General features: G+C 75.5%; 16 protein-coding genes. 11 read left to right on the top strand and 5 right to left on the bottom strand.

Annotation, left to right across the window (positions count from 1 at the left end):
* Window positions 1-76 precede the first annotated feature (76 nt).
* Window positions 77-712 (top strand): MerR family transcriptional regulator, encoded by a 636-nt coding sequence (locus ACIP4P_RS15305; RefSeq protein WP_400918161.1) that lies wholly within the window; start codon window positions 77-79, stop codon window positions 710-712.
* 47 nt (window positions 713-759) lie between these two features.
* On the opposite strand, the gene ACIP4P_RS15300 is transcribed toward ACIP4P_RS15305, so the two are convergent.
* The 3 genes from ACIP4P_RS15300 to ACIP4P_RS15290 form a co-directional block, all read right to left on the bottom strand.
* Window positions 760-1,743, bottom strand: coding sequence for an NADPH:quinone oxidoreductase family protein (locus tag ACIP4P_RS15300; protein WP_400918159.1), 984 nt, complete (start codon window positions 1,741-1,743; stop codon window positions 760-762).
* Window positions 1,740-2,513: an SDR family NAD(P)-dependent oxidoreductase gene (locus tag ACIP4P_RS15295; RefSeq protein ID WP_400918865.1), complete on the bottom strand. Its 774-nt coding sequence runs from the start codon at window positions 2,511-2,513 to the stop codon at window positions 1,740-1,742. The genes ACIP4P_RS15300 and ACIP4P_RS15295 overlap by 4 nt, the downstream gene beginning before the upstream one ends.
* Before the next feature lie 77 nt (window positions 2,514-2,590).
* Window positions 2,591-3,349, bottom strand: a complete 759-nt coding sequence (locus ACIP4P_RS15290) for an SDR family oxidoreductase (protein WP_350513153.1) — start codon at window positions 3,347-3,349, stop codon at window positions 2,591-2,593.
* 172 nt (window positions 3,350-3,521) lie between these two features.
* Between ACIP4P_RS15290 and ACIP4P_RS15285 the strand changes: the two genes are divergently transcribed.
* Window positions 3,522-4,148 carry a TetR/AcrR family transcriptional regulator gene (locus tag ACIP4P_RS15285; RefSeq protein ID WP_400918155.1) on the top strand — a complete coding sequence of 209 codons (627 nt, stop codon included), beginning with the start codon at window positions 3,522-3,524 and terminating at the stop codon, window positions 4,146-4,148.
* 29 nt (window positions 4,149-4,177) lie between these two features.
* Here ACIP4P_RS15285 and ACIP4P_RS15280 read toward each other — a convergent pair whose 3' ends face one another.
* Window positions 4,178-4,801, bottom strand: coding sequence for a LysE family transporter (locus tag ACIP4P_RS15280; RefSeq protein WP_400918152.1), 624 nt, complete (start codon window positions 4,799-4,801; stop codon window positions 4,178-4,180).
* A 203-nt stretch (window positions 4,802-5,004) separates the two neighbouring features.
* On the opposite strand from ACIP4P_RS15280, the gene ACIP4P_RS15275 reads away from it, so the two are divergent.
* From ACIP4P_RS15275 to ACIP4P_RS15265, 3 genes are all read left to right on the top strand, one after another.
* Complete coding sequence (locus ACIP4P_RS15275; RefSeq protein ID WP_400918149.1) at window positions 5,005-5,634, top strand: maleylpyruvate isomerase N-terminal domain-containing protein; 630 nt, start codon at window positions 5,005-5,007, stop codon at window positions 5,632-5,634.
* A 73-nt stretch (window positions 5,635-5,707) separates the two neighbouring features.
* Window positions 5,708-6,079 carry a hypothetical protein gene (locus ACIP4P_RS15270; protein WP_400918146.1) on the top strand — a complete coding sequence of 124 codons (372 nt, stop codon included), beginning with the start codon at window positions 5,708-5,710 and terminating at the stop codon, window positions 6,077-6,079.
* Between the two features lie 73 nt (window positions 6,080-6,152).
* Window positions 6,153-6,764 (top strand): YbaK/EbsC family protein, encoded by a 612-nt coding sequence (locus ACIP4P_RS15265; protein WP_400918143.1) that lies wholly within the window; start codon window positions 6,153-6,155, stop codon window positions 6,762-6,764.
* Window positions 6,765-6,822: 58 nt separating this feature from the next.
* Here ACIP4P_RS15265 and ACIP4P_RS15260 read toward each other — a convergent pair whose 3' ends face one another.
* Window positions 6,823-7,683: an erythropoiesis-stimulating protein gene (locus ACIP4P_RS15260; protein WP_400918140.1), complete on the bottom strand. Its 861-nt coding sequence runs from the start codon at window positions 7,681-7,683 to the stop codon at window positions 6,823-6,825.
* 513 nt (window positions 7,684-8,196) lie between these two features.
* Here ACIP4P_RS15260 and ACIP4P_RS15255 point away from each other — a divergent pair.
* The 6 genes from ACIP4P_RS15255 (at window position 8,197) to ACIP4P_RS15230 (ending at window position 14,724) form a co-directional block, all read left to right on the top strand.
* Window positions 8,197-9,798 carry a nitroreductase family protein gene (locus ACIP4P_RS15255; RefSeq protein ID WP_400918137.1) on the top strand — a complete coding sequence of 534 codons (1,602 nt, stop codon included), beginning with the start codon at window positions 8,197-8,199 and terminating at the stop codon, window positions 9,796-9,798.
* A gap of 113 nt (window positions 9,799-9,911) precedes the next feature.
* On the top strand, window positions 9,912-11,093 hold the full coding sequence (locus tag ACIP4P_RS15250) for an acyl-CoA dehydrogenase family protein (RefSeq protein ID WP_400918134.1): 1,182 nt from the start codon (window positions 9,912-9,914) through the stop codon (window positions 11,091-11,093).
* Window positions 11,086-12,618 carry a class I adenylate-forming enzyme family protein gene (locus ACIP4P_RS15245; protein ID WP_400918131.1) on the top strand — a complete coding sequence of 511 codons (1,533 nt, stop codon included), beginning with the start codon at window positions 11,086-11,088 and terminating at the stop codon, window positions 12,616-12,618. The genes ACIP4P_RS15250 and ACIP4P_RS15245 overlap by 8 nt, the downstream gene beginning before the upstream one ends.
* The gene (locus tag ACIP4P_RS15240; RefSeq protein WP_400918128.1) at window positions 12,615-12,923 is read left to right on the top strand and encodes a hypothetical protein; all 309 of its coding nucleotides are present in this window, start codon (window positions 12,615-12,617) and stop codon (window positions 12,921-12,923) included. The genes ACIP4P_RS15245 and ACIP4P_RS15240 overlap by 4 nt, the downstream gene beginning before the upstream one ends.
* A complete protein-coding gene (locus ACIP4P_RS15235) occupies window positions 12,920-13,933 on the top strand; it encodes a hypothetical protein (RefSeq protein WP_400918125.1) in 1,014 nt (337 codons plus the stop codon). Before ACIP4P_RS15240 ends, ACIP4P_RS15235 begins: the two co-directional genes overlap by 4 nt.
* Entirely contained in the window at window positions 13,930-14,724 is a 795-nt protein-coding gene (locus ACIP4P_RS15230) for a 4-hydroxy-tetrahydrodipicolinate reductase (RefSeq protein WP_400918123.1), read from the top strand. Before ACIP4P_RS15235 ends, ACIP4P_RS15230 begins: the two co-directional genes overlap by 4 nt.
* Window positions 14,725-14,727: the final 3 nt, after the last annotated feature.

The following is a 14,727-nucleotide window of genomic DNA, read 5'->3' as shown; positions in this document are numbered from 1 at the left end:
GCCACATTGGGTAGTGGCACTATCTATGTTAGACAGTGCTGGTATCCGAAGGCCAGACGAAAGGGGGAAGCGGTCCGTGCGCATCTCCGAACTGAGCCGCCGCAGCGCGGTCCCGACCGCGACCATCAAGTACTACCTGCGCGAGGGCCTGCTGCCGCCCGGCCGGGCCACCGCCGCCACCCAGGCCGAGTACGACGAGAGCCACCTGCGCCGGCTGCGGCTGGTGCGCGCCCTGATCGGGGTCCGGGGACTGAGCGTCAACGCCACCCGGGAGGTGCTCGGCGCAGTGGCGGAGCACGCGGGGGAACGGCACCAGGTGCTCGGTCTGGTGCTCGGGGCCCGGCCGGTGGACGAGGGGACGGCGGTGGGGACGGCGGAGGCGGCGGCGCCGGAGCCCGGCGCCGCCGAGGTGGACGCGCTGATCGGCGAACTCGGCTGGGAGGTCTCCGAGTACGCCCCGGCCCGCGCCGTGCTCGGGGAGACCCTGGAGACCCTGCGCTCGCTCGGCGCCGGACTCGACCGCGCCGCCCTGCGCGGCTACGCCGAACTGGCCGAGCGCACCGCCGTCCTCGACCTCGACCAACTCGACCCGGAGGCCGACCCGTTGGAGCAGGCCGAGCGGGCCCTGCTGCGCACCGTCCTGATGGAGCCGGCGCTGCTCGCGCTGCGCCGGCTCGCCCAGGAGAACGAGTCCGCCCGCCGGGAGGGCTGAAGCCCGGCCGGCGGGCGGCACCAGGTCGCGTTCCCCGGAAGGGCGGGTCAGTCGCCCAGGACGACGATCCGCCCGGTGCTGTGCCCGTCGGCGACCGCCTGGACGGCCGTCGCGGCCCGGTCCAGCGGGACCCGGGCGCTGACCAGCGGCCGGACGGCGCCCTGTGCGGCGAGCTTGGTCAGCTCGTCGTGGGCGGCGCGCACGGCCTGCGGGTCATGGGTGTTGTACAGGCCCCAGTGCAGGCCGAGGATCGAGTAGTTCTTCACCAGGGCGTGGTTGAGCGGCGGTGCCGGGATCTGCCCGGCGGCGAAGCCCACCACCACGATCCGGCCCTCGAAGGCCACGCACTTGGTGGAGCCGGTGTAGGCCGCGCCGCCGACCGGGTCGAAGACCACGTCCGCGCCGCGTCCACCGGTGAACTCCTTGACGGCGGCGACGAAGTCCCCGGCCGCCCCGTCGGCCCTGCGGTCCACCACCAGGTCGGCGCCGAGCGCCCGGGCCGTCTCGGCCTTCGCGGCCCCGCCGACCACGGCGACCACCCGGGCCCCGGCGGCCCGGCCGAGCTGGACGGCCGCGCTGCCGACGCCGCCGGCTGCCGCGTGCACCAGCAGGGTCTCCCCGGGCTGCAGCCGGGCCCGGCGGTGCAGGGCGAACCAGGCGGTCTGGTAGCCGATGTGCAGGGTCGCCGCCTCGGCGTCGTCCAGCGCCTCGGGGGCCGGGAACGCGGCCCCGGCGTCCAGCAGCGCGTACTCGGCGAAGGAGCCGTGCGGCAGCACCGGGTTGCCGATCACCCGCTCGCCGCGCCGCGGGCCGTCCACGATCTCGCCGCACAGCTCCAGGCCCGGGGTGAACGGCAGCGACGGGCGGACCTGGTACTGCCCGCGCGCCATCAGCGCGTCCGCGAAGTTCACCGCCGCCGCCCGGACCCGGACCAGCAGTTGGTCCGGCCCCGGTTCCGGCCGCGCGACGTCCTCGGCCAGCCGCATCACCGCGCTCGGCTCGCCGAGCTCACCCACCTGCCAGGCCCTCACAGCAACTCGCTCCTCTCCAGTCCCTGCTGGAGCCGGTTCATCCCGGCGATCCAGCGGTCCGGGTCGGTGGCCCGGACCCGGTAGTACTCGGCGACCTCCGGGTGCGGCAGGATCAGGAAGCGCTCCTCGCGCACCCCGGCCAGCGCCGCCTCGGCGACCTCCGCGGGCTCCAGCGCGGTGGGCGCCAGCAGCGCCTCGCCGACCGCGCCGGTCCCGGCCAGCATGTCGGTGCGCACTCCCTGCGGGCAGAGCGCGTGCACCCGGATCCCGCGGTGGCGGTAGGTGGCGGAGAGCCACTCGGCGAAGGCCAATGCGCCGTGCTTGGTGACGGCGTACGGGGCCGAACCCAGCATGGTGAGCAGCCCGGCGGCGGAGACGGTGGCCAGGAAGCGCCCCTCGCCGCGCTCCAGCCAGCGGGGCAGCAGCAGCTCGGCGGCCCGGGCGTGCGCCAGCACGTTGACCTCCCAGGCGCTGGTCCAGGCCGCGGCCGGTGCGTCGGCGCCGCCGACCGGGGCGACGCCCGCGTTGGCGCACCAGACGTCGATCTCGCCGAGCTCCGCGCGGGAGCGGTCGACCAGGGCGGCCAGGCCGTCGGCGGAGGCGGCGTCCCCGGGCAGGGCGGTCCCGCCGCAGTCCTCGGCGACGGCGTGGGCGGCTCCGGCGTCCAGGTCGTTGACCACCACCCGGGCCCCGGCCGCGGCGAAGGCCCGGGCCAGCGCGGCGCCGATGCCCCGCCCGGCGCCGGTCACCACCACGCCCCGGCCGTTCAGGTCGGCGACCGGGCCCCGGCCGTTCGGGTCGCCCGTCACGCCCCGGCCGTTCGGGTCGCCCGTCGCGTCCGGGCCGTTCACAGGCCACCGCCGAGGGTGACCCCGCCGTCCACCACCAGCGTCTGGCCGGTGATCCAGGCGGACTCCGGGGAGAGCAGGAAGGCGACCGCGCCCGCGACGTCCTCGGGGACGCCGAGCCGGCCCAGCGGGTAGGCCTTGGCGACCTGCTCCTCCCGGCCCTCGTACAGCGCCTCGGCGAACCTGGTCTTCACCACGGCGGGGGCGACGGCGTTGACCCGGATGCCCTGCGGGCCGAGTTCGGCGCCGAGCTCGGTGGTGAGCCGGATCAGCGCGGCCTTGCTGATGCCGTACATGCCGATGCCGAGCGAGGCGCGGATGCCGGCGATCGAGGCGACGTTGACGACCGAGCCGCCGTGCTCGCCCATCCAGGCGGCGTGCGCCCGGCGGGTCCAGGCCAGCGGGCCGAGCACGTTGACCGCGAAGATCTTGGCGGCGGCGGCCTCGTCGGTCTCCAGCACCGGCCCGTAGACCGGATTGATGCCGGTGTTGTTGACCAGGTGGTCGAGGCGTCCGAAGGCCTCCAGGGTGCGGGCCACCGCCTCCTCCTGGTGGGCCGGGTCGTCGGCCTTGCCCGCCACCGCGATCGCGTTCTCCGGGCCGCCCAGGTCGCGGACGGCCTCGGCGAGCGGCTCGGCGTTGCGGGCGGTGAGGCAGACCTTGGCGCCGCGTTCGACCAGTTCGCGCGCGATGCCGAGGCCGATGCCGCGGCTCGATCCGGTCACGACGGCCACCCGGCCCTTGAAGGAGTGCGCCACGGAGGGTCCTGCCTTTCCCGCGAGGATCTTGAGTTCTGCGGCGCCCGTCCGGCTGTCCTGACTAAGCGCTTGCTCAGCATGGTGTCGGTGCGGGAGCCTGTCAACAGTCCGCCGGACCGCACCCCGGCGGTCGACGGGAATGCCTGTACGACGACTCTGCGAGGATGGCGCCATGACCAGCACGCCCATCGCCGACCTCTGGCCCACCCTGCCGGGCGCCGACACCCGCCCCGAGGCGGCGTACCGGCTGCTCCAGGCGGCCGTCGAGTCGTTCGCGGAGCGCGGCTTCCACGCCACCACCACCCGGGACATCGCCACCGCGGCCGGGATGAGCCCCGCCGCGCTGTACATCCACTACGAGTCCAAGGCCGCCCTGCTCGCCGAGATCAGCCGCGCCGGACACGCCGCCACCCTCGCCCTGGTGCGGGAGGCGGCGGCCGGGGACGGCGGCCCGGCGGAGCGGATGCGGCGGCTGGTCGAGCAGTTCACCGCCTGGCACGCCCGGGCCCGGACCGTCGGGCGGGTGGTCAACTACGAGCTGCACGCGCTGCCCGAGGACGCGTACACCCAGGTCGCGGCGCTGCGCCTGGACATCGAGCGGGAGGTCAGCGCCCTGATCGAGGCGGGGGTGGCGGCCGGGGAGTTCGAGGTCTCCGAGGTGCGCACGGCGGCCCGTGCGGTCACCTCGCTCGGCATCGACGTCTCCCGCTGGTACACCGAGCGCTCCTCCGAGACGCCCGGCGAACTCGGCCGCCGCTACGGCGAGTTGGTACTGCGGATGCTCGGCTCCCGGGTCTGAGGACGGCGCCCGGCGGGCCGCTGCCGGCTTCATCCGAGCAGCAGCCGCAGGGCGAGCCGGCCGACCAGGGCGGCCGAGCCGAGCGCGGTCAGCAGCCGGCCGCGGGGGCCGGTCAGGGCCCGGCCGAGCAGTGCGCCGCCGGAGGCGAGCAGCAGGTGCCAGCTCGCGGACGCGGCGAACGCGGCGAGCGCGAAGGCCGCCCGGTCCAGCGGGCCCGAGGCGCCGCCGGCCCGGCCGCCGCCCAGCACCAGGGCGGCGAAGAAGAGCACCGTGAGCGGGTTGAGCAGGGTGATCCCGAGCAGGGTGAGGAAGGCCCGGGCGGGCCCGGGCGGTGTCGGGGCGGCGAGGGCGGCGGTGGAGCGGCGGCCGCGCAGGGCGGTGACGGCGGTGCGGGCGGCCAGGGCGAGCAGCACCAGGGCCGAGACCGTGCGCAGCGGCCCGGCGAGCGGTTCCAGCAGCGGGGCGAGGCCGCTGCCGCCGAGGGTCGCGAGCAGCGCGTACAGCCCGTCCGCAGCGGCCACGCCGAGCGCGGCGCAGGCCCCGGTGCGCAGCGAGGTGCGGGCGGTGAGCGCCACCAGGTAGGCCCCGACGGCCCCCACCGGCACGGCGACGCCGTACCCGGCGAGCAGCCCGGCGACCAGCGCGGCCCTCATCCGCGGGCGCGGTCGGGCCTCCGGGGGCGGCCGGGCTGCTGCTGGACCACGGCCGGGCGGGCGGCGGTGGTCGGGGGCAGCGGGCGGGCGGGCGTCTCGGTCATGGGCCGATGGTGGCGTCCGGGCCGCCGGGGGTGCAACCGCTTTGTCGGTGGCGGCGGGTAGCGTGGGGGCTCCGGTGGAGGCGTGACGAGGAGAAGCCGATGGAAAGTCAGAACACCGTTGTTCGTGAGCTGTTGACCGAGGCCTGGCTGTCCTGGGCGGACCGCGGTGCGGCGCTCGGCGAGGCGGACTGGGACCGGCCCACCCGGCTCTCCGAGTGGACGGTGCGGGACTTGTACGCGCACGTGGCGCCGGCGCCGGAGCAGCTCTCCGGGCTGCACGCGATGGTGATCGACGGTCCGGCCGGGCTGGCCCGCGGGGCCGACGTCCTGCGGGCCTTCAACCGGCCGGGCGGGCTCGCGCACACCGCCGCCGGGCAGGTCGCCGAGCTGGCCAAGGAGACCGCCAGGGCGACCGAACCGGCCGTCCTGATCGCCCGGTTCGGCGTCGAGGGCCCGGCGGCCCTGGCCGGGATCGCCGACCTCGCGCCCGACACGGTGGTGGCGCACCAGCTGCTCGGCCCGGTGACGGTGGGGGCGCTCGCCGAGGTGGCGCTGATGGAGGCGACCGTCCACCTGCTCGACCTGGTCGCGGCGGTCGGCGGGCCGGCGCCGGCCGAGGGGGCGCTGCACTTCACCCGGGCGCTGCTGGCCGAGGCCACCGACCCGATCGCCTTCATCGAGGCGGCGGCGGGCCGCGGTTCGGAGCCCGTGATGCCCATCATCCGCTGACCCGGGCGGGGCCGTTCACGCTGGTCAGTCGTATGATGCGGATCAGCGGAACGGTACGGCTGGGGGGACGTCGATGAACTCGTTGTGGAACCTGTGGTGGTTGATACCCGCCGTCCTCTACGGCGGCGGGAACATCGCCAACCGGGTGCGCCGGGACATCCGGGAGCGGCACGAGCGCAAGCTCGAACTGCTCGACGCCCAGCACCAGCAGCGCCTCGCCCTGGAGGAGGCCCACCGGCCGCCCGAGCCGGTCTGCGGCTGCACCCACCACCTGGCCAAGCACGACAAGCAGGGCCGCTGCCACGAGGTGGTCGAGACTCCCACCGAGTGGGACGCCGAGCGGCGCCCGGTGCGGTACGAGCCGAAGCAGTGCAACTGCCAGCAGTACGTGGGGCCGGAGCCGCTGGGCACGGTGTACGCGCCGGAGTTGATCGATCCGCGCTGAGGCCCGGCACTCCGGGCAGGCGACAGCGCGGGTTCGGCGGGTGCGGGCGGCGGGGCTTCGCTAGGGTGCTGTCATGAGCGACCACGTGACGCCCCCCTTCGGGAAGTTTCCGACCGTCCGCCCGGCCCTCGACCTCCGGGACGAGTTGGTCGGCCCGGTGGCCGAGGCCCTGGGGAGATGGGACGCGCCGGAGGCGGCCGGGTCGGTGCTGTACGTGGAGACGGATCCGGAGAAGGCCGACACGGCGGTGTTCTGCGAGACCTACGACGCGCCGCTGGAGTACTCCGCGAACTGCGTGGTGGTCGCCGCCAAGCGGGGCGGGGAGACCACGCTGGCCGCGTGCGTCGTGCTGGCCACGACCCGGCTGGACGTCAACCAGGCGGTCCGCAAGCACCTGGGGGCGCGCAAGGCCTCGTTCGCGCCGATGGACGCCGCGGTCGAGGAGACCGGCATGGAGTACGGCGGCATCACCCCGGTGGGGCTGCCGGCCGGGTGGCCGCTGCTGATCGACGAGCAGGTGGCCGCCGCGCCGCACGTGCTGATCGGCAGCGGGCGTCGCCGCGGGAAGCTGATCCTCCCGGGAGCGGCGTTGGCCGCCCTGCCGGGCGCCGAGGTCGTCCCGGGCCTGGCCGTCGCGGTGGTGGAGTCCACGGCGACGGCGGAGCCCACCGCGGTCGAGGCCTGACCACGGAGCCCGGGCGACGACGCCGACCGGGAGGCGAAGCCCGGTGGGCGGCCGGCCGTCAGGGGTAGCCGTTCCGGGAGCGCGGCGGGATCAGCCAGCCGCGCGCCTGGGCGGCGATGCCCGCGCTGAACCGACCGGTGGCGTCGAGCTGTTCGAAGAGTTCCCGGACAATCCGCCGCATGGTGCGGGAGGAGACGCCGATCTCCCGGGCGATCGCCTCGTCCTTGTACCCCAGCTGCATCAGCCGCAGGACCTGGTACTGGCGGGTGGTGGGCCCCGGGCGCTGGCGCGGGGGCCGGTCGACCTCGACCGGGGAGGCGTCCTGCCAGCAGTACTCGAAGGTCTGCACGAAGAGGCTGACCAGGTCGGGGTTGCGGACCACCACCATGGCGGGTTCGGGGTCGTCGCCGGAGTTCGGCGGCGGGACGAAGGCCAGCGCGGCGTCCAGCACGATCAGCCGGTACGGCAGGGTGGCGGAGGTGCGGATCTGGGCGCCGGCCTTGGTCAGCGCCGTCATGTGGGCCCGGCCGCGCGGGACCCGGAGCATGGACTCGCTGTGGATGGTCCGGATGGACACGCCCCGGCCGAGCACCTCCTCGTCCCGGCGCCGGTCGGCGACCAGGAACGCCGCCGGCGGCGGTGTGCCGGGGCACAGGCTGAGCACCTGGCCGGTCACGGCCGCGGCGGAGTCCTCCAGCAGCCGCGCCACATCGGCCGCGCCGCGGAAGACCTCCACCCCGTGGCCGCCCAGGCGGTCCAGGTGGGCGGGGATCGCGTCGGTGTGGATCGCGGCCAGTTCGCGGTCCAACTCCTCGACCTTGCCCGCGAGTTCGCCGATGACCCGGCGGGCCGAGGCGAGGATCCGGCCCATCTGGGCCTCGGGTAGAGACGGCTGGCGCCGGTCGGACTGCACCTGCATGAGCGGCCCCCAGTGTTCTCGACACCCCACAGTGCCCCCGGCCGGTGCGTGAGCCCGTGGGGGCGGGCACGGGGTCGCACGGTCAGTCGTGCCGCGTGCACGAACGGCAACCATGCTGCGGCACATGCCGTCCGTCGATCAAGACCGCATCTCGGCGACCGGACGTGATCGCGCCACGGCCCTCCCCGGTCGCCGACCCGGTTCCGGATCTTGCGCCGACGGCCGGTCGAGGCCATGGCCGGACTGAGCCATCGGTCATCGCTGGACAGCCTCGGCGCTCGGCTGATTGGTTTGCGAGTGGCCACTGAATGATCGGCTCCGTCTCAAATCCCCAGACGGGCCGGGGCGTTCACCACCCGGTGAGGGTTCGTCCAGGGCTTTCCTCCACTGTGCCGTGCCGCGATCCGGCAGGTCGGCGCCGACCGGCCGGGCGGCCCGGAGCGCTGGTCCGATCCGGCATTGATCCCGTTGCGCGAGGTGCTGCACCCCTGACCCGAGAACGCGAGAGGACCTATGGGCGTCGAAGAGTTGACCAATCCGCTGCTGGCCGGGTTCTGGAACGAGACGCGCCTGCGTTCGAGTCTGGAGACGCTCTCCCCGGCCACCGACCAACCGGACCCGGGGATGAGCGTCCAGTGGACGCGGATCGCCGAGGCGCTCGGACTGGGGTACGGCGAGCGTTCGGGCGCGGTGATCACCAAGGGGAAGACCCTGATGCGGGCCCGGACCACGCCGTCCGCCGGGGCGCTCTACCCCTTCGAGGTCCTGGTGGCCTTCCAGGACGGCCCCGACTACGTGCTCTACCACTACGAGGCGGCCGGCTGCAGCCTGCGCAGACTGGCCGCCGTCGGCCGCCGTGAGATGGCCGACATCCTGACCGCCGCGCCACCGACCGACCCGCTGACGGCAGGCCCGTTGCGGTCCGCCCCGTCGACGGCCGGCCCGGACGACGGCGCCGAGCCGCCCTGCGCCGTGGTGGCCGTGGTGGCCCGGCCCTGGCACGCGATGCGCAAGTATGGCCGACGCGGCTACCTCTACACCCACCTGGACAGCGCCCACGCCGCCACCAACATCGCGCTGGCCGCCGCCGACGCGGGCTTCGCCCCGACGGTCCGGCTGCGCTTCGACCGCCGCGCGCTCTCCCGGCTGTTCGGCCTGGAGAACCTGTGCCGGGAGCCCCACGCCCTGGTCACCCTGGCCGCCCCCGCCGAGGGCCGGCCGACCGGGACCGGCGGCCGACCGGCCAACCCCTTCGCCGTGCCGATCTGGTGGCACGACGGCGGACGCGGCCTGGAACAGCCCGACGGCCCCGAACGCGAGGCCTGGGAGCTGGTCAGCCCGGTCAGCACCTTCCACCAACCCCGGGACCTGCGGCTGCGGTTCGGCACCACCGCCTCGGTCCGACCGGCCGCCACCGACACCCGGGCCGGCGCCGACACCGGCACCGGCACCCGCGCCGGCGCGGCCGCCCCGGTGGCGCTGGCCGGCCGGGACGAGACCGCCCCCGCCGACCTCGGCCCCGCCGTGCTCGCCCGGCAGTCCGCCAAGGGCTTCCTGACCAAGCCGGTCGGAGCCGACGCACTCGGCCGGGCGCTGACCGCCGTCCGCGGCGGCATCACCGTCGACTGCGCGGACGGCCCGCTGGCCGGCCTGCGGGTGCTGGTCCGCAACGTCGACGGACTGTCCCCGGGCGCGTACGAGTACGACCCGGCCGGCCACCGGCTGCTGCCGGTCGGCGGCGACGGCGGGTCGGAGGAGGCGGTGGTCGCGGCCTGCATGAACCAGGGCGTCGCGGCCGGCTGCGCCGCGCTGGTCGCGCTGCACGCGCCGGTGCGCCAACTGCTCGGCGAGCGCGGCCAGCAGGGTCTGGCCGAACTCCACTTCCACGCGGCGAGCGCCGGGCAGCGGCTGTGCCTCGGGGCGGCCGAGCAACGCCTCGGCATCACCTGCCTGGGCGGGTTCGACGCCGGCCGGATCGCCGAACTGGCGCTGCTGGCCGACGAGGAGGAGGTCATCTACGTCATCGCGGTCGGCGTCGCCGACGAGAACGCCGTCAAGTGGGACCGGGCGCCGATCGCCTACAGCCACGGACGGGACCCGCAACAGCCGATCTGACCCGCAGCAGCCGACCCTGACCCGCAACAGCCGACTCGACCCGGAACGGACCCGCGGCAGCCGAGCCGACCTCGGAACCGAGGCTCGATCAGAGAGAGCAGTGTGTGGCTTCCATGTTGAGCAATAGCATCCTGTCCGCGCAGCTGACGGACGGTCACCGCGAGTTGCGGTCCCGGGCGGCGGACCACTTCACCCCGCAGTGGCTCGACAAGTGGCGCACCGCGCCCGACGGGCACCTGCGCCGGGAGACCTGGCAGGACCTGGCGGCGAACGGCTTCCTGGGCGTGTCGCTGCCGCGCGAACTCGGCGGCCAGGGCCTGGGCCTGCTGGGCGCGCTGGTCCTCGGCGAGGCGCTGGCCGGCGCCCGCGACGGAGGCATCGCGCTCGCGATGCACGTCCAGAACGAGATCGCCTGCGAGTGGCTGCTGTCTGCCCGGGACCGGGCGCTGCGCGACCGCTACCTGCCCGGGCTGCTCGCCGGCGAGCTGGTGGCCTGCCAGTGCGACACCGACCCGTCCCCGGAGGAGCCGACCACGGCCACCACCGAGGGCGACCGGATCGTCCTGCACGGCCGCAAGAAGTTCGTCATCAACGGCGCCACCGCCGACCTGTGCTTCGTCAGCGCCGTCCTGGACGGCGCCCCCGCGATCGTCGCGGTGGAGAAGTCCACCCCGGGCGTGCGGGTCACCGAGGTGTACGACAAGTTCGGCACCCGCAGCGTCGACTCCGCGCTGGTGGAGTTCGACGGCGTCCGGGTCGCCGCCGACCAGGTGGTCTCGCGCAGCGGCATCAGTCAACTGATGCGCTGGAACCGGGTGATGTCCCGGATGCGCCTGCTGATCGCCGCCGACGCCTACTTCACCCACCACGCGCTGCTGGAGCACATCACCGGCCACGTGCGGCGGCGCACCCTCGGCGGCCGCCCGCTCGGCGCCTGGCCGGTCAACGCCCACGCACTGGCCCGGGCCCGCGCCCACCAGGAGCTGATGGAGGCGGGCATCGCCGACGCCTACCTGCGGGTCACCGCCGGTGGCAGCACCGTGCCCGAGATCGCCGAACTCAAGTGGTTCTGCGTGGAGAAGGCCAACGAACTGGCGGTCCTCGCCACCGACCTGGAGGGCGGCGCCGGCTACATGTGGGACAGCCCCTCGCTGCGGGCGCACGCCCAGCTGCGCGGCTTCCGGATGTCCGGCGGCAGCCAGACCACCATGCTGACCATCGCCAACCACAGCATGGCCTGCCGGGCCGAACTCGACCTCGCGCCGGCCGGCGGGGACGGGGCCCGCCGTGGCTGACGGACAGCGGCTCGGCGCCGCCTTCCTGGCCGCCTGCGCCGAGCACGGCGAGCGGCGGGCCGTGGTGGCCGGCGGCGAGGAGCTGAGCTACGCCCGGTTCGCCGCCCTGGTCCGGGAACGCGCCCGCACCCTGGACGCGCTGCTCGGCCCGGACCTGGTCAACGTCGGCCTGCACGCCGCCAACAGCATCGACTACCTGGTCTGCTACTACGCGCTGCTGGTGGCCGGCCGGCTCCCGTTCCTGATCGACGCGACCTTCGGGGCCGCCGAACTGGAGGGCATCCGGACCAGCTGCGGTGTTCCGGCGTTCCTGTTCGACGGCGCGGAGCCGTTCCCGCTCGGCGGCGAGGCCCGGGCCGTCCCGGACAGCGCGCTGACGCTGGCCGTGCCGCCCGCCCCGGCCGCAGCACCCGAGTCGGGGGAGCCCGAGTCCGGAGTGCCCGTTCCCGGGGCGCCCGAGCCCGGGGCGTCCACCGCCACCTGCCGGTTCACCTCCGGCACCACCGGCGCCCCCAAGTGCCTGGAGTTCACCGCCGACGCGGTGATCGCCGCCGCGCGCACCTGGGCGGCCGGCACCGGCCTCGGCCCCGACGACCGGGTGCTCTGCCTGGCCGGCTTCACCAACGGCCTGGCGTTCAACACCTCGCTGCTGCCGGTTTTCACGGTCGGCGCCGAACTCCACCTCTACCAGGGCCTGCCCACCTCCGGCGGCATCTCCCGGGCCGTCACCCGGGCGGCCGCGACCCGGCTGGTGGCCTTCCCGCTGGCCTACCGGCTGCTCGCCGCCGCACCCCGGCCGGACGTCGGGGCGTTCGCCGGCGTCACCCGGGCCGTCTCCGCGGCCGCCGTCCTCGACCCCGAGGTCCGGCGCGGCTTCGAGTCCCGGTACGGCGTGCGGATCGCCGACTACTACGGCATCGCCGAGACCGGCCCGTGCACCTACGAACGCGAACCCGACCGCTCCGAAGGACTCGGCACCGCACTGCCCGGCGTGTCCGTCAAGGTCGTCGAACTGCCCACCGGCGAGAGCGAGGTGAGGGTCCGCACCGACTCGATGGCGGCCGGCTACCTGAACGCCCCCGGCGCCCTCGCCGAACGGCTCGACCCCGACGGCTACTACCGCACCGGCGACCTCGGACACCTGGCCGACGGGCGGCTGTTCGTCACCGGCCGGCTCGGCGGACCGATCAACCTGGCCGGCCGGAAGATCGACCCGGCCGAGATCGAACGCACCCTGCTCGCCCTCGACGGCGTCACCGACGCCGCCGTGTTCGCCGACACCGACGCCAACGGCGAGACCGTCCTGCACGCCGCCCTGGCCGGCAGCGGACGGATCGGCCGCGCCGAGGTCGTCGACGCCTGCCGCGCCCGCCTCGCGCCGTTCAAGGTGCCCGGCCGGGTGACCTTCCTCCCCGCCATTCCCCGGTCGACCGTCGGCAAGGCCCGGATGACCGAGCTGCGCCGCCTGGTCCGGGACACCCGCGCCGCCGACGGCACTCCCCAGGAACTGGAGAAGAAAGCATGAGCACAGCCAACGAGGCGGCCCGCACCGACACCGGGATCCCCGGCGACGCCGAACTCCGTACGGAGATCGAGCTGCTCGTGGAGACCGCCACCGGACGGGTGGTCACCGTCGCCGACCTGCGCGCCGCGGACGGCGAACTCGACCGGGCCGGCGTCAACTCCATCGGCTACATCAACCTGATGGAGGTGCTGGAGCAGCGCTACGACGCGGTGATCGACCCCGAGGCCGACCCGGAGCACCTGTACTCCGTCGACTCGATCGTCCGGTTCGTCCGCGCCCGGCTCGCCGAGGGGGGCCGGGCATGACCGCCGCCGCCCCCGACCGGGCCGTCAGTGTGCTGCACGAGCTGCTGACCCGCCGAGGCCTCGAACCCGGCGACGCGACACCGGGTGAGGCGTCGGACCAGGCGCTCGGGCAGGCGCTGGACCAGGTCTGGGAGACCCGGCCGTTCGCCGTCGCCGCCGCGCTGACCGAGCAGCTCCACGGCGTGCTGCCGCTGCTGGACGCCTTCGACGCGGACGCCCCGCTGCTCGACGAGGTCCGGGCGGGCCGGGTCGCCGCCTCGCTGGGGCTGTTCACCCCCAACGCCCTGCTCAGCCTCACCGCCCCCGCCGTCCGGGCCGACCGGGACGGCGACCGGACGGTGCTGCACGGCCGCTACCGCTACGCCGTCCGGGAGGCCGGGGTGTCGGTGGTCCCGGTCCGTACCGACGGCGGGACCAGGCTGGCGCTGGTCCGGCACGACGCCCCCGGCGTCCGGCTGCACGGGGCCGGCCGGGCGGCCGGCTGGGGCTGGGCCGAACTCGACGGGGCCCCCGCCGCCGCGCTCTCCCGCCCGGTCGACTGGACCCCCGGGGGAGCGCTGACCGCCGCCCTGGACGGCCACGCCTGGGCGTTCGTCCGCGGCGCCCTGGCCTGGCCCGCCCGGGTCGTCGCCGACCTGCGCCGGACCCTGGCCGGAGCCGGTGAGGGCGTCGAGGCGCTGTCCACCTCCCAGTACCTGGCCCATGAACTCAGCAAGCTGGAGATCGAGATCTCGCTGGCCTCGGCCGCCGCCCGGTTCGGGGCGGGGTTCAAGGCCGAGGCCCCCGGCGGGCAGGCCGCCCTCGCGACCCTGCTGAGCTGCGTCGACCTGCTCCAGCGGACGGCCCGGACCGCCGAGGACATGGCCACCGAGCTGGGCCTGGAGCACTCCCCGGCGGACGCCGCCGACTGGCCCGACGCCGTCCTCCAGGCCTGCTTCGGCGGCCGGCGCGTGGTCGAGAACGAACTCGCCCGCCGGATGGGCCTGGTCGTGGAGGCGATCGGCACATGACCGTCCCCGTCGCCGTCTGCGGGCTGACCGGCCGGATGGCGGGCGTCGTGCGGCAGGCCGTGCTGGCCGCCCCCGACCTCGCGCTGTCCGCCCGGCTCAGCCTCCGGCCCCCGCCGCCCGGCCGGGCCGAGGTCGGTCCGTCCGAGGTCGGTCCGTCCGAGGTCGGCCAGGCCGAGCCCGGTCCGGCGGTGCCGGTGGTGCACCGGCTCGCCGACCTCCCGGAGCCGCACCCGGTGATCGTCGACTTCACCGCCGAGGAGGCCACCGCCGACCTGCTCGACCAGGCCCGCACGGTGCCCTGCGCGCTGGTCATCGGCACCAGCGGCCTCGGCGACCGGCACCGGGCTCTGCTGGCCGAGGTCGGCCGGAGCCGCCCGGTGGTGGTCGCCGCCAACTACAGCCTCGCCCTGCTCGCCGTCACCCGGTTCGTCCAGGACCTCGCCGCGCGGTCCGACGACAGCTGGCAGGCGGGCGTCGGCGACCTGCACTTCGCCGGCAAGCGCGACCGCCCCAGCAGCACCGCCCGCCACCTCGCCGCCGCCTGGCAGGACGCCCGCGGCCCCGGCGCGCCCGCCCCCGACATCACCTCCTTCCGCCTCGGCGACGCCCTCAGCGAGCACCGGGTGGTCGCGGCGGGCACCGGCGAGCACGTCGAGGTGCTGCACCGGATGGCCGACCGCCGCGCATTCCTGCCCGGCGTGCTGCGCGCGATCCGGTACGCGGCCACCGCCGGGCCGGGCGTGCGCAGCCTGGCGGACGTGGTGGACGCCCCCGTCCCCGGACCGAGGTGACCG

Origin of the sequence: Kitasatospora sp. NPDC089509, assembly GCF_044749365.1 — a bacterium.
GTDB lineage: Bacteria > Actinomycetota > Actinomycetes > Streptomycetales > Streptomycetaceae > Kitasatospora.
This window is presented reverse-complemented; position numbering and strand designations above follow the sequence as displayed.

What these genes read in the sequence shown, in the direction of transcription:
- ACIP4P_RS15265 (WP_400918143.1), top strand. Translation starts at nt 6,153, where the DNA reads ATGAGCGACCACGTGACGCCCCCCTTCGGGAAGTTTCCGACCGTCCGC.
- ACIP4P_RS15240 (WP_400918128.1), top strand. Translation starts at nt 12,615, where the DNA reads ATGAGCACAGCCAACGAGGCGGCCCGCACCGACACCGGGATCCCCGGC.
- ACIP4P_RS15250 (WP_400918134.1), top strand. Translation starts at nt 9,912, where the DNA reads ATGTTGAGCAATAGCATCCTGTCCGCGCAGCTGACGGACGGTCACCGC.
- ACIP4P_RS15285 (WP_400918155.1), top strand. Translation starts at nt 3,522, where the DNA reads ATGACCAGCACGCCCATCGCCGACCTCTGGCCCACCCTGCCGGGCGCC.
- ACIP4P_RS15270 (WP_400918146.1), top strand. Translation starts at nt 5,708, where the DNA reads ATGAACTCGTTGTGGAACCTGTGGTGGTTGATACCCGCCGTCCTCTAC.
- ACIP4P_RS15255 (WP_400918137.1), top strand. Translation starts at nt 8,197, where the DNA reads ATGGGCGTCGAAGAGTTGACCAATCCGCTGCTGGCCGGGTTCTGGAAC.
- ACIP4P_RS15280 (WP_400918152.1), bottom strand. Translation starts at nt 4,801, where the DNA reads ATGAGGGCCGCGCTGGTCGCCGGGCTGCTCGCCGGGTACGGCGTCGCC.
- ACIP4P_RS15275 (WP_400918149.1), top strand. Translation starts at nt 5,005, where the DNA reads ATGGAAAGTCAGAACACCGTTGTTCGTGAGCTGTTGACCGAGGCCTGG.
- ACIP4P_RS15260 (WP_400918140.1), bottom strand. Translation starts at nt 7,683, where the DNA reads ATGCAGGTGCAGTCCGACCGGCGCCAGCCGTCTCTACCCGAGGCCCAG.
- ACIP4P_RS15235 (WP_400918125.1), top strand. Translation starts at nt 12,920, where the DNA reads ATGACCGCCGCCGCCCCCGACCGGGCCGTCAGTGTGCTGCACGAGCTG.
- ACIP4P_RS15230 (WP_400918123.1), top strand. Translation starts at nt 13,930, where the DNA reads ATGACCGTCCCCGTCGCCGTCTGCGGGCTGACCGGCCGGATGGCGGGC.